The sequence below is a fragment of the Xenorhabdus bakwenae genome, from assembly GCF_030272115.1.
Lineage (GTDB): Bacteria > Pseudomonadota > Gammaproteobacteria > Enterobacterales > Enterobacteriaceae > Xenorhabdus > Xenorhabdus bakwenae.
Map to the genome: position 1 here is coordinate 3381340 of NZ_CP119194.1, position 23373 is coordinate 3404712.

A 23373-nucleotide genomic window follows, 5' to 3' on the forward strand; every position below is an offset into this window, starting at 1 on the left:
GTTTTTGGTGCAGTGCTCACACAGATTGTCTGATGAAATAAAGAAAAGAAGAGACGGGACGGAATAGGCTTGTAGCTCAGGTGGTTAGAGCGCACCCCTGATAAGGGTGAGGTCGGTGGTTCAAGTCCACTCAGGCCTACCAACTTTTCCGGACACCTCGATGGGGCTATAGCTCAGCTGGGAGAGCGCCTGCCTTGCACGCAGGAGGTCAGCGGTTCGATCCCGCTTAGCTCCACCATCCTCTTCTGATTTATAATCATTTCCGAACACATGCAAAGCCGTGTGTTGTGAAATGTAAGCTCTTTAACAATCTGGAACAAGCTGAAAATTTGAAACAGCCCGTGACGATGAATTCATCAGCACGGGTGAGTCTCTCAGACCCGTCAATCCGAAGACACCTTCGGGTTGTCAGGTTAAGCGACTAAGCGTACACGGTGGATGCCTAGGCAGTCAGAGGCGATGAAGGACGTGCTAATCTGCGAAAAGCGCCGGTGAGCTGATATGAAGCGCTGTCAGCCGGCGATGTCCGAATGGGGAAACCCGGTGCAATCCGTTGCACCATCATTAACTGAATTCATAGGTTAATGAGGCGAACCGGGGGAACTGAAACATCTCAGTACCCCGAGGAAAAGAAATCAACCGAGATTCCCCCAGTAGCGGCGAGCGAACGGGGAGGAGCCCAGAGCCATCAGCATGACACGCCTCAGGAGAACGGTCTGGAAAGGCCGGCAGTAAAGGGTGAAAGCCCCGTATCCGAAGTGGTGTGTTGTGTGAGCTCGAAGAGTAGGGCGGGACACGTGATATCCTGTCTGAACATGGGGGGACCATCCTCCAAGGCTAAATACTCCTGACTGACCGATAGTGAACCAGTACCGTGAGGGAAAGGCGAAAAGAACCCCGGCGAGGGGAGTGAAAGAGAACCTGAAACCGTGTACGTACAAGCAGTGGGAGCCCTGATTTATCAGGGTGACTGCGTACCTTTTGTATAATGGGTCAGCGACTTATATTCTGTAGCAAGGTTAACCGTATAGGGGAGCCGCAGGGAAACCGAGTCTTAACTGGGCGTTAAGTTGCAGGGTATAGACCCGAAACCCGGTGATCTAGCCATGGGCAGGTTGAAGGTTGGGTAACACTAACTGGAGGACCGAACCGACTAATGTTGAAAAATTAGCGGATGACTTGTGGCTGGGGGTGAAAGGCCAATCAAACCGGGAGATAGCTGGTTCTCCCCGAAAGCTATTTAGGTAGCGCCTCGTGAAGTCATCTTCGGGGGTAGAGCACTGTTTCGGCTAGGGGGTCATCCCGACTTACCAACCCGATGCAAACTGCGAATACCGAAGAATGTTATCACGGGAGACACACGGCGGGTGCTAACGTCCGTCGTGAAGAGGGAAACAACCCAGACCGCCAGCTAAGGTCCCCAAGTCATGGTTAAGTGGGAAACGAAGTGGGAAGGCTCAGACAGCCAGGATGTTGGCTTAGAAGCAGCCATCATTTAAAGAAAGCGTAATAGCTCACTGGTCGAGTCGGCCTGCGCGGAAGATGTAACGGGGCTAAACCATGCACCGAAGCTGCGGCAGCGACACGAATGTGTTGCTGGGTAGGGGAGCGTTCTGTAAGCCGTTGAAGGTGAACTGTGAGGTTTGCTGGAGGTATCAGAAGTGCGAATGCTGACATAAGTAACGATAAAGCGGGTGAAAAACCCGCTCGCCGGAAGACCAAGGGTTCCTGTCCAACGTTAATCGGGGCAGGGTGAGTCGACCCCTAAGGCGAGGCTGAAAAGCGTAGTCGATGGGAAACAGGTTAATATTCCTGTACGGGCAATAATTGCGACGGGGGGGACGGAGAAGGCTAGGCAATCCGGGCGACGGTCGTCCCGGTTTAAGTGTGTAGGTGGGATAATCAGGCAAATCCGGTTATCCACAGCACTGAGGCACGATGACGAGGCACTACGGTGCTGAAGTTGCTGATGCCCCGCTTCCAGGAAAAGCCCCTAAGCTTCAGATTAGTGCTCATCGTACCCCAAACCGACACAGGTGGTCAGGTAGAGAATACTCAGGCGCTTGAGAGAACTCGGGTGAAGGAACTAGGCAAAATGGTGCCGTAACTTCGGGAGAAGGCACGCTGGCGTTAGGTGAAGGACCGAGCGTCCGGAGCTGAGGCCAGTCGCAGATACCAGCTGGCTGCAACTGTTTAATAAAAACACAGCACTGTGCAAACACGAAAGTGGACGTATACGGTGTGACGCCTGCCCGGTGCTGGAAGGTTAATTGATGGGGTTATCGCCTGGCGAGAAGCTCCTGATCGAAGCCCCAGTAAACGGCGGCCGTAACTATAACGGTCCTAAGGTAGCGAAATTCCTTGTCGGGTAAGTTCCGACCTGCACGAATGGCGTAATGATGGCCAGGCTGTCTCCACCCGAGACTCAGTGAAATTGAACTCGCTGTGAAGATGCAGTGTACCCGCGGCAAGACGGAAAGACCCCGTGAACCTTTACTATAGCTTGACACTGAACCTTGAGCCTTGATGTGTAGGATAGGTGGGAGGCTGTGAAGTGCAGACGCCAGTCTGCACGGAGCCATCCTTGAAATACCACCCTTGAATGTTTGATGTTCTAACGCCGGCCCGTTATCCGGGTTGCGGACAGTGTCTGGTGGGTAGTTTGACTGGGGCGGTCTCCTCCCAAAGCGTAACGGAGGAGCACGAAGGTTGGCTAATCCTGGTCGGACATCAGGAGGTTAGTGCAATGGCATAAGCCAGCTTGACTGCGAGAGTGACAGCTCGAGCAGGTGCGAAAGCAGGTCATAGTGATCCGGTGGTTCTGAATGGAAGGGCCATCGCTCAACGGATAAAAGGTACTCCGGGGATAACAGGCTGATACCGCCCAAGAGTTCATATCGACGGCGGTGTTTGGCACCTCGATGTCGGCTCATCACATCCTGGGGCTGAAGTAGGTCCCAAGGGTATGGCTGTTCGCCATTTAAAGTGGTACGCGAGCTGGGTTTAGAACGTCGTGAGACAGTTCGGTCCCTATCTGCCGTGGGCGCTGGAAGATTGCAAGGGGCTGCTCCTAGTACGAGAGGACCGGAGTGGACGCACCACTGGTGTTCGGGTTGTCATGCCAATGGCATTGCCCGGTAGCTAAGTGCGGAAGAGATAACCGCTGAAAGCATCTAAGCGGGAAACTTGCCTTAAGATGAGTCTTCCCTTACTCCTTTGAGGGTACTGAAGGACCGTCCGAGACGAGGACGTGGATAGGCCGGGTGTGTAAGCGTTGCGAGACGTTGAGCTAACCGGTACTAATGAGCCGTGCGGCTTAACCTGACAACACCGAAGGTGTTTTGGGGATTTGAGAGGGTTTCAGAGTGAAAAACAGCTTGTTCGGGATTGAAGACAGAATTTGTCTGGCGGCAACAGCGCGGTGGGACCACCTGAACCCATGCCGAACTCAGCAGTGAAACGCCGTAGCGCCGATGGTAGTGTGGGGTCTCCCCATGTGAGAGTAGGACACTGCCAGACATTCATTTAGTCAGAAAAGCCATCCGTCACCGGATGGCTTTTTTTGCGTTTAATTTTTTATGGTACTTGGTTATTTTTACGTGTATAAGCGGCTAATATCGCCCTTTCTGATAACTCCAGGTAATCTTTCATTGTATTAGCTGCTTGTTCATTTTTCCCTGAATTGAGTAATTCCAGAATATGCGCGTTTTTATCGATATAAGGTGCATACAAAAGCTCAGGATTATTCAAAATACCAAAAGCCAGACGCAGTTCTGCGGAAATATTGTGATAAAAAGCGATCAACCTATCACTATCAGTTAATTCTACGATCGCGGCATGAAAGTGCATATTTTCTGTTCCGGCACCAATCCAATCTTGTTGTTTGCGACATTGTTGGGCGGCTTCAACGGCTTGTTTCATTTTGGCAATACCGGGATGCATTGAATAAGCCTGAGCAAGTGCCTGACATTCAATTAACTGCCGAATTCGATAGATATCAATAATGGATGCAATATCGGGAGTTGCAACAAACACGCCACGATTAGGTTCATGTTTCAGCAGCCCTTCCTGCGTGAGAAGACGGAACACTTCACGTAATGTATTTCGTGAAATTTCAAGCTGTTCACTCAACGCAGCTTCTGATAGTCGTTGCCCAGGTAATAACTCCCCTGCAACCAGTTTATTTCTGATGGTTTCAGCGATTCTTTTGCTCAAAATTTGGGGAGAATGGTTTTTTTTCATAGTCATCCGTTAGATTTTATGGCTGATAACAAACACCTTCAACGCGTATACGAAAGCGAATCTTCACATATTCCCCGATAACCAGCAAGTTACCACCATCGAACCAATATAGGACAATATTATTGTGTCTATGGCACCTAAATTGTACATCTTGACGATAAAGTCAACGAAAAATGTTAATAAAGTGATCTCTATTGGATTTTGAAGATCGATAATACAAATTTGTTTGCCTATTTCCTCAGCAGATCTTATCTATTGTTCAACAATATATTTATTTTAATAAAACAATCCGCTTCTTTAGTTCCACAGCTTAGGGAAATCATCATGATAAAAATGATCGATTTAAATAGTGATCTCGGTGAAAGTTTTGGTCAATGGTGCATGGGAAACGATGAAGAAATATTGGATATCGTCAGTAGTGCTAACGTTGCCTGTGGTTTTCATGCGGGTGATCCGGTTGGGATTTTGCAAACATTGAAATCTGCGCAGAAAAATGATGTAGCAATAGGTGCCCATGTTTCTTATCCCGATTTGGTTGGCTTTGGGCGACGTAAAATGGATATAACCAGTCATGAACTTACCGCTGATGTTATTTACCAGATTGGTGCTTTGCAAGGATTGGCCGCAGCAGCAGGTACTAAAGTGAGTTATGTCAAACCCCATGGTGCACTTTATAACACGATCGCAAATGACGAATATCAGGCAATTGCTGTGATTGAAGGAATTCTGGCGTTAGATCCCAACCTTGTGTTGGTTGGTCTGGCGGGATCAAACATTCTCAAATTAGCTCAGAAAAACGGATTGAGAACCATAGCAGAAGCGTTTGCTGATCGTGCTTATACCTCACAAGGGGAATTAGTCTCCCGTCGTGAAACGGGATCTGTTTTGCATGATGCCGATCTCGTTGCTCAACGCATGTTGCAATTGGTGACAGAAGGGGGCGTTGAATCAATTGATGGTAAATTTACCCCTATTCAGGCGGATTCAATTTGTGTGCATGGTGATACTCCTGGTGCGGTAGCGATGGCAAAACAGGTCAAGGCAGTTTTGCAGCAGGCGGGAATAACTATTCGGCCATTTATTCATTCATAAGTATGGGTCGCATTGATATGGTTAATCATCTGGGGAGATAGCCTTGCGTTTTTTACCGGTTAATAGCAATACCATCATGGTTGAATTGAGTGGATTGTCAGAAACACTGGCTCTGCTTGATTCACTGAATATGGCACCTATTTTGGGGATTGAAGAAATTATTCCGGCAGCGAGAACGCTGATGGTTCGTTTTCGGCCGGCAAAAATATCCTTCCAACAATTGGCGCTAGAAATCAGTAGACGAGATTTGCAAGAGCGTAGTCATACAACGGGAAAAAGCATAGAAATTCCTGTGCATTACAACGGTGATGATCTCGCACTGGTTGCGGAAATAGTGGGATGTACCGTTCAGGAGGTTATTCAGCAACATACCGAAAATGAATATACAGTCGCTTTCACTGGATTTGCCCCTGGATTTGCCTATATGGTATCGAATACCTCGCAATGGAATATACCTCGTCGCAAAACCCCCAGAACGCGCATTCCGGCAGGTGCCGTTGCATTGGCGGGGGAATTCAACAGTATTTATCCACAGGCAAGCCCCGGAGGATGGCAGCTTATCGGTATTACGACCGAGCGTATGTGGGATCTTTCCCGCCCATCTCCGGCCTTATTACAACCAGGCTATCGTGTTAACTTTCGAGATGCTGGGTGTCACCCTGCAACAATCAGCTTACCTGAAATACCGGACAGTAACATGGCACTGACTCCGGAGGCTTCCTGTCATCTGGAAATTTTGTCTGTGGGATTACCAACCTTATTTCAAGATCTGGGGCGGGTTGGTCAGGCAAAATCGGGGATCGCAGAATCGGGTGCAATGGATAAAAGTGCTTTGCGCAGCGCAAACCGTATTGTGGGTAATCCCTCTGATCATGCTTGTTTGGAAATCGTGCAGGGCGGATTTAAAGCGCTTGCACATGGGCAGATATTGATAGCGATTACAGGGGCAGCCTGCCCAATAGAGATAAAAACATCATCAGGTAAAATATTCCATGTGAATACTTACCAACCCATTGATTTAAACGGTGGTGATGAAATTTCCTTGGGTATTCCTGTCGCAGGCATGCGGTCTTATTTATCGGTACGTGGCGGCTTTACTGTCCCAGCTATTTTATCCAGCCATTCATTGGATACGCTGTCTAATATTGGGCCTGCTCCGTTGAAAGTGAATGATAAATTAGCTGTCGGTGAAACATCTCATTGCGCCGCGATATCTGTTTCTGAAACTCCGGCTTTTGACATGCCAAATAAAGATGAAATTGTCGTATTGGATATCCTATTTGGCCCTCGTACAGATTGGTTTACGCAAGGATCCATCGACTTATTGAGCAAGCAGATTTGGCAGGTAACGCCTCAATCTAATCGAATTGGGTTGAGATTAAATGGTGAGTGCTCACTATCGAGAATTAAACTACAAGAATTGCCTAGCGAAGGAACCTGTGCAGGGGCGATACAAATTCCTGCCAGTGGGCAGCCGGTACTCTTTTTGGCGGATCATCCATTGACCGGAGGATATCCGGTTATTGCCTCAGTAGCAGATTATCATCTCGATCTTGCCGGCCAGATCCCCGTCAATGCCAAAATTCGGTTCAACCCCATTAGCCAATTCCATGAAATTCGAGGGAGTAATGATTTGCCATGAACACCACAGTGAACAATGTAAATAGCAAGATTAATAAGAAAGTTAATAAGAAAGTTAATAAGAAAGTGCTGATTGCCAACCGTGGTGAAATTGCTGTTCGGATCATTCGAGCTTGCCGCGATTATGGCGTACAGGCAGTTGCTGTCTATGCGGATGCTGACATCAACGCGCAACACGTTCAACTGGCTGATGAGGCTTATGCTTTAGGAGGAAATAGCCCTACAGAAACTTACCTCAATATTCCTCATTTACTGGAAGTAGCGAAGAGATCTGGAGCAACTATGGTGCATCCAGGTTACGGTTTTTTGTCTGAGCGAGCGGAATTTGCCCGGGCAGTGATTGAGGCTGGCTTAATTTGGATTGGCCCTCACCCTGAAACGATTGATGCGTTGGGCGACAAGGTTAAGGCGCGTAAGATAGCGCAGAAAGTGGGAGCGCCGTTGGTTGTCGGGACATCCGAGCCAGTCAAAAATGTACAGGAAGTTGTTGCTTTTGCGGAGCAGCATGGCTTGCCGATTGCCATCAAAGCGGCTTTTGGTGGTGGTGGACGAGGTTTGAAAGTTGCCTGGCGTATGGATGAAGTGGCAGAACTTTACCACTCAGCGGTACGTGAAGCGACAGCGGCATTTGGTCGTGGCGAATGTTTTATAGAGCAATTTTTGGATAAACCCCGCCATATCGAAGCACAGATTATTGCGGATAAACAGGGTAATATTGTGGTACTTGGCACCCGTGACTGCTCTTTGCAACGTCGTAACCAAAAGCTAGTGGAAGAAGCGCCCGCACCATTTTTAACTCAGGAACAAAGAGAACGTATTCATCAGTCAGCAAAAGCCATTTGTGCCGAAGCCAATTATGTAGGGGCTGGCACGGTAGAATTTTTACTCAGTGCAGAGGGAACGCTTTCTTTCTTAGAAGTAAATACTCGCTTACAAGTAGAGCATCCTGTGACAGAAGAGACAACAGGCATTGATCTGGTTATCGAGCAGTTGCGGGTAGCGGAAGGTTATCCATTAAGCATGCAGGAAACGCCGATCCCAAGAGGGCATTCGTTTGAATTTCGTATTAATGCGGAAGATGCGGCGAAAGGTTTCCTACCAACATCAGGCACAATCACCGAATTTATCCCGCCTGCTGGCCCTGGTATTCGTTTGGACTCTGGTGTGATTAATGGCTCTACAATTCCGGCAACCTTTGATTCACTGATGGCAAAATTAATTGTCGTAGGGGCAACCCGAGAACAGGCCATTGTTCGGGCACGTCGGGCATTGAAAGAATTTAAGATCCGCGGCGTAGCCTCCGTTTTGCCTTTCCATCAAGCGGTAATGGAGCATCCTGATTTTATTTCTGGTGATAAATTCAATGTCCATACCCGCTGGATTGAAACAGATTTTGTGAATGAACTAGGGGCTTCATTACGTCAGTTTCCGCGTGAAGATAAAAATATTACCCGCACTTTTATTGAGATTGATGGCCGCAGGCATGAATTGGGATTGCCATTGGATTTATTGGCACATTTAGCCCCTGTGGGTGAACAGCAATTTTCGCCGTCTGTCATAAAGGAAAAACTGCCGGAAGATCCTCGTCAGGTAAAAGCACCTATTTCCGGTATCCTGCATTGCTGGATGGTGAAAGAAGGTGAGCAAGTCAGCGAAGGTGATGTGATTGCAGTGATGGAGTCCATGAAAATGGAAGTGCAAATCAATGCTCATCGTTCAGGAGAAATTACTTTCTGTGCCCAAGCAGGGGGTTATCAGGATGCAGAAGGTGTTTTGGCTCATATAGGGTAGTAATTAATGTGGGGTAATATTACTTAAGGCGGCAGGATCTGTTGATTCTGCCCTTTTCATCCAGCCATGTTCCATACTCGTCTTTAAAGTTATTTACATTTCTCTTAGAAATGTAAATAATAATCCTTCTCAATAGTATTTGTGATTGAAAATAAATGTCTAAAATTACCAAAATTTACGCCGGCCTGGCGAAAAGTGGCCTATGTGTTCCTTTGATGTCTGCATCTATGCTGACAGTCGCTATCTCTGCCAATGCATTTGCAAATGCTGAAAATACGGCTAAGAAATCGACTAATACTAGCGATACATTGGTTGTTATTGCGGATAACAATGCTCAAGGTGCACCAGAAGATAGAAAAGTCAGCCGTAATGAAATCAGAGTTAAACAAGCACAAAGTGTCGGTGAAATTTTAAAGAATGTACCGGGCGTACAAGCCGGTCATCCCAGCGCTTTAGGGCAACGCTTTAAAATCCGTGGCATGGATGATCAATTTATCAACGTGACGATTGATGGCGCAAGGCAAGAAGGATATCACTTCCACCATTCAGGCAATTACGGCATCGATCCTGAGATGTTGAAGCAAGTTGATATCAAGGTCGGCAGTAACAGTATTACCTACGATACTGGTGCGATTGGGGGGGCATTAAAATTTGAAACCGTTGATGCCGGTGATCTGTTAGCACCAGGCCAACTCTTTGGCGCTAAAGGAAAATTAAACTATTCAAGCAATGGTTCTGAATTCCAACAATCCTTAGCGACATACGGTCGATTGGGTGCGGTTGATTTATTAGGTTACTTTACCCATCGTGATATGCATAACTCTAAATCTGGCAGGGATAATAGCGGACGAGGGTCCATTCCGACAGATGGGAAATTATACGATTATTTATTAAAAGCGAAATTTAATCTGACAGATGAGCAGTATATTAATGTATCAAAAGAACATTATAAAAATGATGCAGAAACCAGCTATAGATTGAATTTCGGACAGGATGTAAATAAAGGGAAGAAAGCGAAGTATGCTATTGACCGCGATACCCATAATATCACTTATGGGTACACGCCAGTTGATAATGACCTGATTGATTTAAAACTATCCGCGTATCATACGGAACAAACCTCTACCCATATGAAGCCTGTAAATGGAAATGGGGGGGATTCAATAGTATTGTGAGAACCCAAGGTATTAAGGTTCGTAATACTTCTAGTTTTGAAACCCAGAAGTTAGCTCATGCCTTAACCTATGGATATGAATATTTTGATACCAGAATGAGGTACACGGAGGAAGAAGAGAATATTCATAACAAAGAAGTGGAAAAAGCAAACTCATCATCTGTTTACTTAGAGGATGACATTCAAATTGCCGATTTTCATATTATTCCGGGTATCAGATGGGACCATTATAACTACCATACGGTTAATGCACAGGATGAGTCGTTTGAGAGAACTTACGCTCATTTCTCAAAAGCACTTGGCTTGAAATACGAACTTGGGGCATCCACAACATTATTTGCCAACTATACCGAACTCTTTAGAGGTCCGTTGGGCAAAGAGCTAATGGGGATATCCAACCAGAGCAATAACCTGAAAGCCACAACCGGTTATAACGTGGAAACGGGATTGGCAGGTACTTATCCTGGTATCTTTGCTGACAATGACTCGGTGGTTATTTTAGGTAAAGTATTCCAAACGAACTTTAAAAACCTGTCTACAACTTTAGCCAAGAATGAATTACATAATATCCCGAAAGCCAGACTGCAAGGGTTTGAATTAGCGACTGACTATAAACTGGATAATTTGTCTTTAAAAGCCTCTTATGCCAAAGTCAATAACAAGATTATTGAAGGTAATGAGCTGCTTGATAAGGCATTTACCAGAGGATTAGAGTTCGAGCCAGCAGTGGGAGACTCTATCACAGTAGGTGGTAGTTACCTGTTTGATAAAACTGATATTGAACTCGGCTGGAATACCCGCTTTGTTCTGTCAAAGAACTCAAAAGGTAAAGACACAAATAAGAACAAAGAAGCCATTATTGTCGATATCCATAAACAGGGATATGGCGTAAGTAATATGTATGTCTCTTGGGCGCCAAAAACAGGGGCATTAAAAAATACCGAACTCCAGTTTGGCATTGATAATGTCTTCGACAAACGTCACAACGAACATTCTTACTATTTGAAGAGTTACCAGGGACAAGAAGAGAAAGGCCGCACCTATAAAGCGACAATTTCTTATAAGTTCTAATCAACATATCTTAAAGGTTGCAAATACCTTTCGTAATAAGTCTGCGGTTTATCCGCAGACTTATTTCAGGATAGCTTGCCAGAATTAGCGCAATTACAGCGTAAAAATCCCAATTAAAGCGATAACAGTCAAAATCGCGGCTGCACCATAAAACACCCACTTACTGGCGGGTACAGAGATTTGCAGATCGTGCATACCATGATGCAGACGGTGCAAACCACACCATAAAGGCAGGCTAATCATCAGCAGCAAAAAGATACGACCGATAAAACTCTGGCAAAATGTCAGGATGCGTTCATAAGAAAGCGCTTCTGGTGCCAATCCCAGTGGCAGCAAGATACCCAGCAGCAGAATAATTGCAGGCCCAACAATCGCGCTCCACATACCACCGGCACCAAACAACCCCCAGAAAATCGGTTCATCGGAACGTTTAGGTACTTGATTCATCAGATCCTCCTTGGGGTTAGAAAAACAGGGCCACGCCGAGGATCACGACGGTAGCAATAATCGTGATTGCCCATAGCAACTTAATAATTGGCTCTGGTGGCATTTTCTCATTCTTAACGATGATATTGAGTGCCTTGGGAGCCAGCTCAAACCAGGTTTTGGTATGCAGTAATGTAGCCAGCAGGGTGATGATATTAATCAGCAGCACCCATGGATTTTGCAGAAAAGAGACAAACCCCGCCCAGCTTTCAGGGCCATCTTTCAGGGCAAACAGGCCGTAAAGTATCAGAACACTGAACCAAACGGTGGGGATGGCTGTCCCTTCACGTAACATATAGAAGCGATAAAAACCCAGTTTACGCCACCAATTGGATTCCATACCCCGCACATAAGGCTTACGTTTTGTCGTCATTACACTCTCCTTCCTTATTGTGGTTTCAGCATGGAGATAAGGAAATCTTTAGCACTTTCTGCCTTGCTCTGTTGGATCGCACCGGCAGGATCAACATGCTTCGGACACACTTCAGAGCAGTAACCGACAAAAGTACAAGACCAGACGCCATTATCGCTGTTGATTTGAGGCATGCGTTCTTTCTTGCCGTGATCGCGGCTATCAAGGTTATAGCGGTGTGCCAGCGTGACAGCGGCAGGCCCAATGAACTCAGGATTCAAACCAAATTGAGGGCAGGCGGCATAGCACAGGCCACAATTGATACAACCGGAAAACTGATGATATTTCGCCATCTGGGCAGGTGTCTGGACATTTGGGCCATCGGCGGGTTTACGATCATTGCCAATGATATAAGGCTTGATAGCTTCCAGGCTCTCAATAAAGTGAGTCATATCCACAACTAAATCCCGCTCGATTGGGAAATTACCCAGTGCTTCGATTTTCATGCCTTGAGCATAATCGCGCAGGAACGTTTTACAGGCCAGTTTGGGGACACGGTTTACCATCATGCCACAGGAACCACAGATTGCCATGCGGCAGGACCAGCGGTAAGAGAGGTCCGGCGCCAGATTGTCCTTGATATACCCCAATGCATCCAGCAGTGAAGTTTGTTCATCGTAAGGCACTTCATAAGTGACGAAATGGGGTTCACTGTCAATTTCCGGGTTATAGCGCATGACTTCCATTTTCAGATTGTTCATCTCAGCCATTCGCTTGCTCCTTCTGTTTTTTCTCTTGTGCAGCCGCTTCGCCCCCGTAGACACGTTTCGCTGGTTGAGATTTGGTGATCTTCACATCACTGTATTCCAGACGTGGGGCACCCTCTGGGTTATAGAATGCCAGTGTATGTTTCAGGAAGTTCTCATCATCCCGCTCGGTACAGCCTTCATCAAGGCGCTGATGGGCACCACGGGATTCTTTGCGATTCATGGCGGAATGCGCCATACATTCAGCGACATCCAAACCAAAACCTAATTCGATGGTGTAGAGCAGATCGGTATTGAATACACTGGAACGGTCACTAATTCCGATATGTTTGAAGCGTTCTTTCAGTTCGGCAATTTTGTCGATGGTTTTCTGCATTAACTCTGGTGTACGATAAATTCCGCAGCCTTCTTCCATGGAAGTGCCCAGTTCATCGCGGATTTTCGCCCAGTTTTCGCCGCCTTTCTGATTCAGCAAGTTATTGAGTTTATCTTCAACATCACGAGATTGAGCATCCAATACGCTACTATTGGCGGGTTTCACTTGTTGGATATGTTTGACTGCTTCTTCACCGGCCAGGCGGCCAAAGACAACTAATTCAGCCAGCGAGTTAGAGCCGAGGCGGTTTGCGCCATGCAGGCCAACAGAAGAGCATTCACCGATAGCGAACAATCCTTTGATGCGAGTTTCACCCTGTTGATTCGTTTCGATTCCGCCCATAGTGTAATGTGCGGTTGGACGAACAGGGATTGGTTCTTTGACCGGATCAACGCCGACATAGGCTTTTGCCAGCTCACAGATAAATGGCAGACGCTCGAGCAGCTTTTTCTCACCTAAATGACGCAAATCCAGATGTACGACATCGCCACGCGGCGTAGCGATGGTACGACCTGCCCGCCACTCATGCCAGAACGCTTGGGACACTTTGTCACGCGGGCCGAGTTCCATATATTTGTTTTCAGGATGTCCAAGCGGCGTTTCTGGTCCCAGACCATAATCCTGTAGATAACGATAACCCTCCTTGTTCACCAGAATTCCGCCTTCACCACGACAGCCTTCGGTCATCAAAATACCGGAACCAGGCAGGCCGGTTGGGTGATATTGCACAAATTCCATATCACGCAATGGGATACCGTGACGGAACGCCATTCCCATCCCATCACCCGTCACAATGCCGCCATTGGTGTTATAACGGTATACACGTCCGGCACCGCCAGTCGCCATAATAACGGCATTTGCGCGGAGCTGAACTTTTGTTCCTTCCATCATATTCAGTGCAATCAATCCGCGAGCCTGCCCTTCATCCACCAAAATATCGAGGACAAAATGCTCATCAAAGCGCTGGATTTGCGGGTATTTGAGTGACGTCTGGAACAGTGTATGGAGCATATGGAAACCGGTCTTATCGGCGGCAAACCATGTACGCTCAATTTTCATGCCGCCGAAACGACGCACGTTGACAGAACCATCCTCCTTACGGCTCCACGGGCAGCCCCATTGTTCCAGTTGGATCATTTCTGTTGGACACTGTTTGACAAAATACTCAACCACATCTTGTTCACACAGCCAATCACCACCGGATACCGTGTCATGGAAGTGAAAATCATAGGAATCGTGCGCCTGAGTGACTGCGGCCGATCCGCCTTCTGCGGCTACCGTATGGCTACGCATAGGATAAACTTTTGAGAGCAAAGCAATTTTGAGTTGAGGATTGGCTTCAGCAGCAGCGATGGCGGCTCGTAGCCCTGCTCCACCGGCTCCGATAATCGCAAGGTCGACATTGAAGGTTTTCACCGCTCTTCTCCATTGTTCAAGTGGGAGTCAATCTATTACTTTTTATATGGTTTAATTATAGCGAACAACGTAAGGGGTAAATTTGATATGGATGCGGGTTTTGTGGGATTTCACCTGTAAAACGTGATCTAACGCATGTTTTCACTTATTCAAATGTTGCATGTGAATAACTTCATCAATGGGGTTTATATACTCGATAAATTTCAAGTTGCAATCCGCGAAACGACGCGAGGCCTTATATTTCCCCGCTGTTCGGAGAAATATAACACGCATCTTGAAGTTGGATTGATATATATCATTTCCGCTTTTTTATTGATGGCATCTTATTAAGATTAGGATATCAATTTAGCTATTATGAGTAGAGAAAAAATAATTTTAATTAATTTTTTTATTCATAAATAAAGGGATAACGAATAGAGTTAATAAGGTCGAAAATTAAAAAATTAAGCGTATAAAGAGTAAAGGCATAAAGAAATTGAGGGCAATGAATTGTCTGGTTGGCTTGATGAAGGTAAACTGCGCGTTTTGTTTTATTTTGGAGTCATAGCAATATGAACGAAACCGCGAATTGGCAGCCAAGTGCCCCTATCGTCAATTTATTGAAAAAGGCGGAGATCTTAGCAGAAATACGGCGCTTTTTCGCAGATCGTGGGGTGTTGGAAGTTGAAACACCTGCCATGAGTCAGGCGACTGTCACCGACGTTCATCTGGTTCCTTTCCAGACACAGTTCGTTGGGCCGGGAGCGGCGGATGGCTTGACTCTGTACCTGATGACCAGCCCTGAATACCACATGAAGCGTCTGTTGGCCGCTGGCAGTGGTTCCATTTATCAGATGGGGAAAAGTTTCCGTAATGAGGAAGCGGGTCGTCATCATAATCCAGAGTTCACCATGCTGGAATGGTATCGTCCACATTACGACATGTATCGTTTGATGAATGAAGTGGATGACCTGTTGCAACAGATCCTGGATTGTGAAAGTGCTGAATCGTTGTCTTACCAACAGGCTTTCATGCGATATCTGGATATTGATCCCCTTACCGCAAGCAAAGAAAAATTGCGTGAAGTAGCGGCAAAACTTGATCTCAGTAATATCGCTGATCAGGAAGAAGACCGGGATACTTTATTACAGCTACTTTTTGTCATGGGAATAGAGACTCAGATCGGCATTGAGAAACCGACGTTTATCTATCACTTCCCGGCATCTCAGGCAGCATTGGCAGAAATCAGCAAGGAAGATCACCGTGTTGCGGAGCGTTTTGAAGTCTATTTCAAAGGCATGGAGCTGGCGAATGGGTTTCGTGAATTGACCGACAGCAATGAGCAACGTCTTCGTTTCGAACAGGATAACCGTAAGCGTGAAACAATGGGATTGCCGGTTCAGCCGATTGATGAATATCTGCTTGCTGCCCTTGCCCACGGCATGCCTGAATGTGCAGGTGTAGCATTAGGGGTTGACCGTTTAATTATGCTGGCATTGGGGGCTGAACGGATTAGTGAGGTTATCGCTTTTCCTGTTGGGATCTCGTGATAACGATGTTATATCGTTAATGCAATGAGTCACGATGGGGCAGTCTTGGACTGCCCCGTTTTTCTATGCTATTCGCACTGATTATTTATGCTCGTGGTGTTTTCTCAGGAACGTCACTGCCAAATCAGGGAAATCTGTGAATGCCCCATCGACATTAGCCTTGTCGAAAACGATATCAAACAATTGGTTGCCGCTGGTGGCATATTTTGGCAATTGATCGATACGGATGGTATACGGGTGTACCGCCAGATGGCTGGCGTGAGCCTCTGTTACCATGCCCGTTAATTTAATGTGGTTCGGCGTAGAGTCACTGGCGATAAGCATATGGTAATCAGGGCCAATTCCATCAGCATATTTTGCGACTTCTTTCATCGCGCCAGGTTTAAACATCCAGTCATAGCTATAATTCTGCCATGTACCATCTGACTTTTGTTCGTAAGTTTCGTTCCAGTCGGTGTAAGCGATAAGCTGGATCAGTTTCAGATCCATCCCCAGTTTCGGCTCTAGTTCATTTTTGATGCGTTTGAGTTCATTGGCATCAAAACATTGCAGGTAAACTTTATCGCTCTTTTTGGTGTAGCCATATTGTTTCAGAACTTCCAGCACTTTGCTGGTGATATCTTTGCCTTCCTGACGATGGAACCACGGTGCCTTGATTTCAGGATAAATGCCAATGTCTTTGCCCGTGGATTTATTCAGGCCTTGAATAAATTCCAGCTCTTCCTGAAAGGTATGAATGTGGAAATCTGATTTACCCATCGGGAAACGTCCGGGATAGCTTTGGGCTTTTTTACCATCCTTGATATCAAAACCTTCCGTAAATTTCAGTGACTTAATTTCTGGCAGGGTAAAGTCAATGGCATAATAGCGGCCGTCAGCACGGGCGCGGTTTGGAAAACGTTCTGCGACATCCGTTACGCGATCAAGGTAGTGATCGTGCAGTACAATGAGCTGGTCATCTTTGGTCATGACCAGATCTTGCTCAAGATAATCCGCGCCTTGTGCATACGCCATTGCTTTGGCGGGTAATGTGTGTTCAGGCAAATAACCACTCGCGCCACGATGGGCGATAACAATCTTATCGGCTGCATGTGCAATACCTGACATGGATGATGCTAACAAAATACCGGCCATAATTGCCTTCATAGGGGTCTGCATTGAGATTCTCCATTTATTCTAATAAAAATCTTAGATAAAAGTTGATGTTACTTACCGTTTTACTGATTTTTCGTCAGCAGCCAGAAAAATAGGTGATCATTCAAGTCGATTTTTATATAAGATGATGACATAACACAATCCTGAATATTAATGTTATCAGCAGTATGTCACAGTTTTATGACATGAAAATTTTTCTCCGGATTCTGTTTATACTCGATAAACTTCAAGTTGCAATCCGCAAGACGACGCGAGGCCTTATATTTCCCTGCGGCGCGGGGAAATATAACACGCATCTTGAAATTGGATTGGTATAAGTGGGTAATGATAAGGTAAGCATTATTTAATATTACTTTATGTGGGTGTAAATATTCAGCCTTTATTATCATCAATTAAAGGTGTTTTCAAAATCAAAAAGGTGCTAATAAAGTGTGGATATGAGGAATATATCTATAAGGTAAAAGCAAGTAGTCTATTTAACAGAGCAGAGTAAACAGACTTATTCATCCATGAAATCGCAGTACAAAACGTTGTACTGCGATTGATAAGGTGATTAATTGGCGTCTTTCAGTTGTGTTTTATTGACCTTGACGGGCAATTTCCTGCTTATGTTTGTGTTCACTTAACATCACAAGCACCAGCAGAATAACCGAGAGGATACAACCGCCGATCATGACCATAAAGCCGCCGTCCCAACCGAAATAGTCAACGGTATAACCGACGATGATACTGGCCGCAACCGAACCGCCCAGATAGCCAAACAAACCAGTAAAACCTGCGGCTGTTCCTGCTGCTTTTTTCGGTGCCAGTTCAAGGGCATGCAGGCCGATTAGCATCACCGGGCCGTAAATCAGGAAGCCGATAACCAGCATACAGAGCATATCGATATCAGGGTTACCTTCTGGGTTCAGCCAGAATACGATAGTAGCGATGGTGACCAGTGTCATAAAGAATACACCGGTGGCACCACGGTTGCCTTTAAATACCTTATCCGACATCCAACCACACAGCAGCGTACCCGGAATACCCGCGTACTCATACAGGAAGTAAGCCCAGGAAGACTTATCCATGGTAAAGTCTTTCACTTCTTTCAGGTAAGTGGGTGACCAGTCAAGAATACCGTAGCGCAGTAAATAGACGAAGACGTTGGCAACGGCGATCATCCACAGCAATTTATTCGGCAAAACGTACCGCATGAAAATTTCTTTTGCAGTCAGTTCCTTTTCATTGTTTTCGGTGTAATCGGCCGGGTAGTCGTTTTTATACTCTTCGATTGGCGGTAAGCCACAAGATTGTGGTGTATCGCGCATTAAAGCGAGAACGATGAATGCCACGATGATAGCAGCAAAGGCGGGCATATAAAATGCGGCCTTCCAGTCATTGAACCAGGCCATCCCCAACATGAACAGTAAGGGGGGAATGCCTCCGCCAACGTTATGCGCACAGTTCCAGACAGAAACAATGCCACCACGCTCTTTCTGTGACCACCAGTGAACCATAGTACGTCCACAAGGCGGCCACCCCATCCCCTGGAACCAGCCACAGAGGAACAGCAGAGAAAACATGATAGCAATGCTGGACGTTGCCCATGGTACAAAGCCCATAAATAACATCACTGCCGCCGCCAGTATCAAACCCGCCGGCAAGAAGACACGTGGATTCGAGCGGTCGGAAACGGAACCCATGATGAATTTTGAGAAGCCGTATGCAATTGATATGCCTGACAATGCAAAGCCAAGATCCCCCTTAGAAAAGCCTTGTTCGATCAAGGCGGGTATGGCGAGTGCAAAGTTTTTCCTTACCAGATAGTAAGCTGCGTATCCAAAGAAGATCCCTATAAAAATTTGCCAGCGCAAGCGACGATAGAGTGGATCTATTTCCTGCGCGGGCAACCGGGCCTTATGAGGCGTCGGCTTGAAAATACTTAACATATTTTTTGTCTCCACGTGACTTTTGTATGAGCGAATCACCACCATCAAGCAGTGATGGCGTTAAACGAAAAATTTTAGCTATTTATTTTCTATATCGAAGCTAATATTAGCTGAAAACAACCTTTTATGACTGTGAGGTATCGCTAACATATAGATATAATTTCGCAAAGTCGATAATTTTGAGTGATTTAACGCTTTTTTTGAAGACAATTTATTTATATTAGTGTGATGAAAATCACAATGAATGGCCTTTTGCGCTATTTTTCATTTTCGCGCGTTTAAAGTTTGTATATATTCTCGACCCAATAAAAGCGCATTATTATTAGGGGATTTGTCTGAAGTAGTCACCATAGAAAAGTCAGATAAATATAATCCACACAAACATTCCTATGATAAAATTATTTAATTAATCACTGTTGGCGTTTTTCTGTCGGCTTTTTTTAACAAGTGGTACTGTTTTTTTGATGACATTATTTGAATAATGTTTTCATTTTTCCATGTAATTTATTTTTATTTACATGCTTTGCGTTTTTTGTAACGCGCTTATAAATAAAATTATTGAAATTAAAATTCAAAATAATAGATATTACTACAAATAGTTATTCATGCTGCTGATAGCCGTTTTTATGCAGGGTTGGATGACTATTTTATGATGTAAATTACAATAATATCAACTTGTTAGTTAGAATTGGTTGCAGATTGTATAGGCGTAATACACTCTGCCTTCCAAATAATAATTAGTTTTATATAAGCTGATTATTTAACTAATAAAAGATTACAAATTAATACTAATTAATCTATTTATTAAATTCGCAATAAATTTTTGCAATTTATTTTTATGATCCAGTTAGCGTCAGCATAAGGTATTTGAAAATACTGAATGCAGACAAAAATTGGAAGATAACGACTACCAGCATTGATGCCTCTATTCATCATGAAAAGTGATGAAACTAATGAGGCTCAGAATGAGAGCATCATTATGAATACTTATACACACAAGGCAATATTACACACAGCATTTACTACTGGGCAAAAAAATTCTCCGGCTGTTGAAACTGAATTTAATCGTAATATCAGACACATGACAGCAGAGCTAGAACCATGGTTTAAGAACGTTCCTGTTCGGTTGGTTGAGTTGGCAAAAAGCATACCCAATGAGGTCGCTGTTGCTGATCCCCATGAAACGTTAACATTTGGTGAACTGAACCAACGCATTGATAATGCGACAGAAGTTTTGCGTCTCCACGGGGTCAAAATGGGTAGCAATGTTGCTATTGCGGCGCAGCGGGGGATTGCATGGTTTGTCACCATGCAGGCCATTTGGCGAATTGGGGCGGTATATATCCCTTTAAATACCATGATGCCGGAAAAGCGCCTGAACGATATTCTTACCCGTCTGCCGGAAAGTATTTTGGTAGCCGATAATACGGTCCCGGCAGGGCTTAAGGCGTCAACATTCATCCCTATGAAGACTATCTTAGATAAGGTCGCTCAAACTCAACGGGCAAAAAATAGGGATATTCCTGTACTGGGAGATCATCCGGCTTATGTGATGTTTACTTCTGGCTCTACAGGATTGCCAAAATCAGTACAAGTTCAACATGATAACCTGGCTGCCTGCCTATGCGGATTTGGCAAACTGTTATCAATCAGCCCGCGTGACCATATGTTGGCATTGACGACATTCTCCTTTGATATCTCAGTGCTGGAATTGCTGCTGACCGTGGTGCATGGTGGCAGTATCTACATCGCTTCAATTGATACCCAACGCGATGCAATGGCACTGTCTGACACACTGTCAAAACCACAATTCACTTTCGCCCAGGCAACTCCGGTGACCTGGTCCATGGCCCTGAATGCAGGATGGATGCCGCGCCCAGAAATGAGCATGCTTTGCGGAGGAGAAGCGTTGTCACAAGATTTGGCCGATCAACTGACAGCCACCGGAAGCACATTATGGAACGTTTACGGCCCAACGGAAACAACCATCTGGTCAACTGCGTTCCGCATGAAAAAGGGTGATAAAGTTCAATTGGGGGGGCCTGTTCCGGGCACCAGTATCACGATTGTCGATAAATATCTGCGGACTGTGCCGAAAGGCACTGTGGGCGAAATTCTTATTGGTGGATTGGGCGTGACCGCAGGCTATCGCAATAATCCAACTGAAACCGCCAAAAGATACGTTCCCGACATAACTCAAAAAGGTAAAAGGGCCTATTTGACGGGAGATATGGCACGTATGCTGGAAGATGGCACCCTCATTTATATGGGGAGGCAAGATGATCAGGTAAAAGTGCGGGGATATCGGATCGAGTTAGGTGAGATAGAAATTGCATTGAGAAAACAACATGGTGTACAGGATGCCATTATCCGGGTCGCGGGCCGTGGTGATTTTGCCAGAATCCAGGCATTTGTATTGTTCAATCCTAATCTGGTGGTATCGCAGGACTGGGTACGGGAGACTCAACGCTCTCTCAGAGAAGTACTGCATGAAGCGTGGATACCGGCTGAATATTACCGTATTCCCTATATTCCGCTGACAAGCAGTGGCAAAAGAGATAAAAAGCGGTTGGAAGACGTTGCAGAGCGTCTAAATGCCAGCCATGACAGAGTACAGCCGCAAACGGAAACTGAAAAACGTGTTTATGAAATTTGGCGTGGTTTACTGGGGGCAGATGTATTCGGTATCACGGATGATTTCTTCCAGATCGGAGGGCATTCCATCCTTGTCGCCCGCATGGTAGAACAGATTGAAAAAGCGTTTTCGCTAAGGGTTCCGATTTCTGGGATCTATGTTGAGCCGACGGTTGCCAGAATAGCCACCATTTTGGATGAAATGTTCGCTGAACGTCAGGTCAATCCTGTTCAATTCTCAGGAAGATACCAGAATGAAGCGTTAATTCACCAGCATGCTGAGACGCTCAGGAATGATGTTTACCTGCAAGAAGGAATTCGCCCTGATGGATTGGCGCATGCCAATTGGTATCAGCCAGACAAAATATTACTGACCGGCGCGACCGGCTATCTTGGGCTGCATTTGCTGGAGCAGTTGCTGAAACAAACCTCGGCCCGCATTATTTGCTTGTGCCGTGCATCTGATGCAGAACATGCCCGTGAAAGAATCAAATCTGGATTCAAGAATTACCGCATTGATGTTGGTAACGGGCTTGAACGGGTCGATTTTATTATCGGTGATTTAGGGCAACCACGTTTTGGTTTATTGCCGGAGTTATGGGCACAACTGGCAGAAGAGGTTGATGTTATTTACCACAACGGAGCATGGGTTAATTTCATTTATCCTTATCGTGCCCTGAAAAGTATCAACGTTGACGCGACCCGAACAGCGTTGGATCTGGCGTGCACGACGCGTTTGAAACATTTTCACTATGTCTCCTCTGTAAACGCCCTGTATGCCACGCAGTCGCCTCGCCCCTATATGGAAGATGATCGGGCCATGAGTGAGCCGGTTCGTGATCCTTGCGGTTATTCGGGCAGTAAATGGGTATCGGAAGGGATGATTAATATTGCCCGTCAAAGGGGCGTTCCTGTTAGCATTTACCGGCCTGGGTTGATCCTCGGCCATACCCGCACAGGCGCGGCGCAGGGTAATGATTATCTGATAGCATCGTTGAAAGGCTATTTGGCCATGGGCTTTTATCCTGACCATGCCCTGTTGCTGGATATCGTGCCGGTCGATTATGTGGCGACCGCACTGGTGCATCTTTCCCGCCAGCCGGAATCTAATGGGAAATTCTTTAATCTGTTCAACCCAGAGCAGGTTTCTGTCCGACAATTTTTCGATTGGGTACAAGATTTTGGTTATATCCTCAATCCTGTTCCATTCAATGAGGGGAAAGATAAGATCCTGGCGCTGGATGATACTCACCCATTGTATCCTTTGATCCCACTGATCAGAGACATGACTGAAAGACCTTATCGCGCATTAGATCCGGCTTATGTTGATGAACTCCGCCCTGAATTGGAACTGAAAAATACGCTGGCGGGATTAGCGGGGAGTCATATCCGTTGCCCCACAATTACAGCCGGATATGTTCATCAAGTATTACGTTATCTGATCGGTACTGGATTCTTACCGGCTGCCCTTTCCGACAGTTTCAAAAAGGAGGTTGTATCATGGAACAGTTAACTGAAAAGGATGCCATGAATTGGATGATCGTCATTAATGGTAAAAAGCAGTATTCAATCTGGCCTGTTGGGTATGAGATCCCGTTGGGATGGATGGCAATCGGCAGAACCGGAACGAAAGAAGAATGTTTGAGTCATATCGCTAAAATTTGGCCGGAGCCAACAAAATAGATCTCACTGATTGACATCGTTTAATCAAATTGA

The 23373-nt window shown here is 45.7% G+C and carries 15 protein-coding genes, 2 tRNA genes and 2 rRNA genes; 12 read left to right on the plus strand and 7 right to left on the minus strand.

Annotated features, from left to right (window positions below; all coding sequences use genetic code 11):
• The first annotated feature begins 65 nt into the window (after positions 1–65).
• From PXH59_RS16790 to rrf, 4 genes are all read left to right on the plus strand, one after another.
• Positions 66–142: transfer RNA gene (locus PXH59_RS16790), tRNA-Ile, on the plus strand.
• Between the two features lie 20 nt (positions 143–162).
• Positions 163–238, plus strand: a tRNA-Ala gene (locus PXH59_RS16795).
• Between the two features lie 173 nt (positions 239–411).
• A 23S ribosomal RNA gene (locus PXH59_RS16800) occupies positions 412–3324 on the plus strand.
• Positions 3325–3403: 79 nt separating this feature from the next.
• Positions 3404–3519 (plus strand): 5S ribosomal RNA (rrf, locus tag PXH59_RS16805).
• 57 nt (positions 3520–3576) lie between these two features.
• Here rrf and PXH59_RS16810 read toward each other — a convergent pair.
• Positions 3577–4242, minus strand: a complete 666-nt coding sequence (locus PXH59_RS16810) for a GntR family transcriptional regulator (RefSeq protein WP_434223326.1) — start codon at positions 4240–4242, stop codon at positions 3577–3579.
• Positions 4243–4566: 324 nt separating this feature from the next.
• On the opposite strand from PXH59_RS16810, the gene PXH59_RS16815 reads away from it, so the two are divergent.
• From PXH59_RS16815 to PXH59_RS16835, 5 genes are all read left to right on the plus strand, one after another.
• Positions 4567–5334 carry a LamB/YcsF family protein gene (locus tag PXH59_RS16815; RefSeq protein ID WP_285809280.1) on the plus strand — a complete coding sequence of 256 codons (768 nt, stop codon included), beginning with the start codon at positions 4567–4569 and terminating at the stop codon, positions 5332–5334.
• Positions 5335–5377: 43 nt separating this feature from the next.
• Positions 5378–6976, plus strand: coding sequence for a 5-oxoprolinase subunit B/C family protein (locus tag PXH59_RS16820; protein ID WP_285809282.1), 1599 nt, complete (start codon positions 5378–5380; stop codon positions 6974–6976).
• Entirely contained in the window at positions 6973–8766 is a 1794-nt protein-coding gene (locus PXH59_RS16825) for an acetyl/propionyl/methylcrotonyl-CoA carboxylase subunit alpha (RefSeq protein ID WP_285809283.1), read from the plus strand. Before PXH59_RS16820 ends, PXH59_RS16825 begins: the two co-directional genes overlap by 4 nt.
• A 227-nt stretch (positions 8767–8993) precedes the next feature.
• Positions 8994–9941, plus strand: a complete 948-nt coding sequence (locus tag PXH59_RS16830) for a TonB-dependent receptor plug domain-containing protein (RefSeq protein WP_285809284.1) — start codon at positions 8994–8996, stop codon at positions 9939–9941.
• Positions 9938–11011 (plus strand): TonB-dependent receptor domain-containing protein, encoded by a 1074-nt coding sequence (locus PXH59_RS16835; RefSeq protein WP_285809285.1) that lies wholly within the window; start codon positions 9938–9940, stop codon positions 11009–11011. The genes PXH59_RS16830 and PXH59_RS16835 overlap by 4 nt, the downstream gene beginning before the upstream one ends.
• Positions 11012–11104: 93 nt before the next feature.
• Here the strand turns inward: PXH59_RS16835 and frdD are convergent, their stop codons facing one another.
• From frdD to frdA, 4 genes are read right to left on the minus strand one after another with little or no spacing between them, the layout of a single operon-like run.
• The gene (gene frdD / locus PXH59_RS16840; RefSeq protein WP_285809286.1) at positions 11105–11458 is read right to left on the minus strand and encodes a fumarate reductase subunit FrdD; all 354 of its coding nucleotides are present in this window, start codon (positions 11456–11458) and stop codon (positions 11105–11107) included.
• Positions 11459–11474: 16 nt separating this feature from the next.
• On the minus strand, positions 11475–11870 hold the full coding sequence (gene frdC, locus PXH59_RS16845; RefSeq protein WP_047771673.1) for a fumarate reductase subunit FrdC: 396 nt from the start codon (positions 11868–11870) through the stop codon (positions 11475–11477).
• Between the two features lie 14 nt (positions 11871–11884).
• Positions 11885–12619, minus strand: coding sequence for a succinate dehydrogenase/fumarate reductase iron-sulfur subunit (locus PXH59_RS16850; RefSeq protein WP_285809287.1), 735 nt, complete (start codon positions 12617–12619; stop codon positions 11885–11887).
• Positions 12612–14408 carry a fumarate reductase (quinol) flavoprotein subunit gene (gene frdA / locus PXH59_RS16855; protein WP_285809288.1) on the minus strand — a complete coding sequence of 599 codons (1797 nt, stop codon included), beginning with the start codon at positions 14406–14408 and terminating at the stop codon, positions 12612–12614. Before frdA ends, PXH59_RS16850 begins: the two co-directional genes overlap by 8 nt.
• A gap of 551 nt (positions 14409–14959) precedes the next feature.
• On the opposite strand from frdA, the gene epmA reads away from it, so the two are divergent.
• Entirely contained in the window at positions 14960–15937 is a 978-nt protein-coding gene (gene epmA, locus PXH59_RS16860; RefSeq protein WP_285809290.1) for an elongation factor P--(R)-beta-lysine ligase, read from the plus strand.
• Between the two features lie 81 nt (positions 15938–16018).
• Here epmA and glpQ read toward each other — a convergent pair whose 3' ends face one another.
• Together glpQ and glpT are read right to left on the minus strand one after the other, a co-directional pair.
• Positions 16019–17095 carry a glycerophosphodiester phosphodiesterase gene (glpQ, locus tag PXH59_RS16865; protein WP_285809291.1) on the minus strand — a complete coding sequence of 359 codons (1077 nt, stop codon included), beginning with the start codon at positions 17093–17095 and terminating at the stop codon, positions 16019–16021.
• A 575-nt stretch (positions 17096–17670) separates the two neighbouring features.
• Positions 17671–19023 (minus strand): glycerol-3-phosphate transporter, encoded by a 1353-nt coding sequence (gene glpT, locus PXH59_RS16870; RefSeq protein ID WP_285809292.1) that lies wholly within the window; start codon positions 19021–19023, stop codon positions 17671–17673.
• Between the two features lie 979 nt (positions 19024–20002).
• Between glpT and PXH59_RS16875 the strand changes: the two genes are divergently transcribed.
• Both PXH59_RS16875 and PXH59_RS16880 read left to right on the plus strand, forming a co-directional pair.
• Positions 20003–23170, plus strand: a complete 3168-nt coding sequence (locus PXH59_RS16875) for a thioester reductase domain-containing protein (RefSeq protein ID WP_285809293.1) — start codon at positions 20003–20005, stop codon at positions 23168–23170.
• A complete protein-coding gene (locus tag PXH59_RS16880; RefSeq protein WP_047768566.1) occupies positions 23158–23340 on the plus strand; it encodes an MbtH family NRPS accessory protein in 183 nt (60 codons plus the stop codon). Before PXH59_RS16875 ends, PXH59_RS16880 begins: the two co-directional genes overlap by 13 nt.
• Positions 23341–23373: the final 33 nt, after the last annotated feature.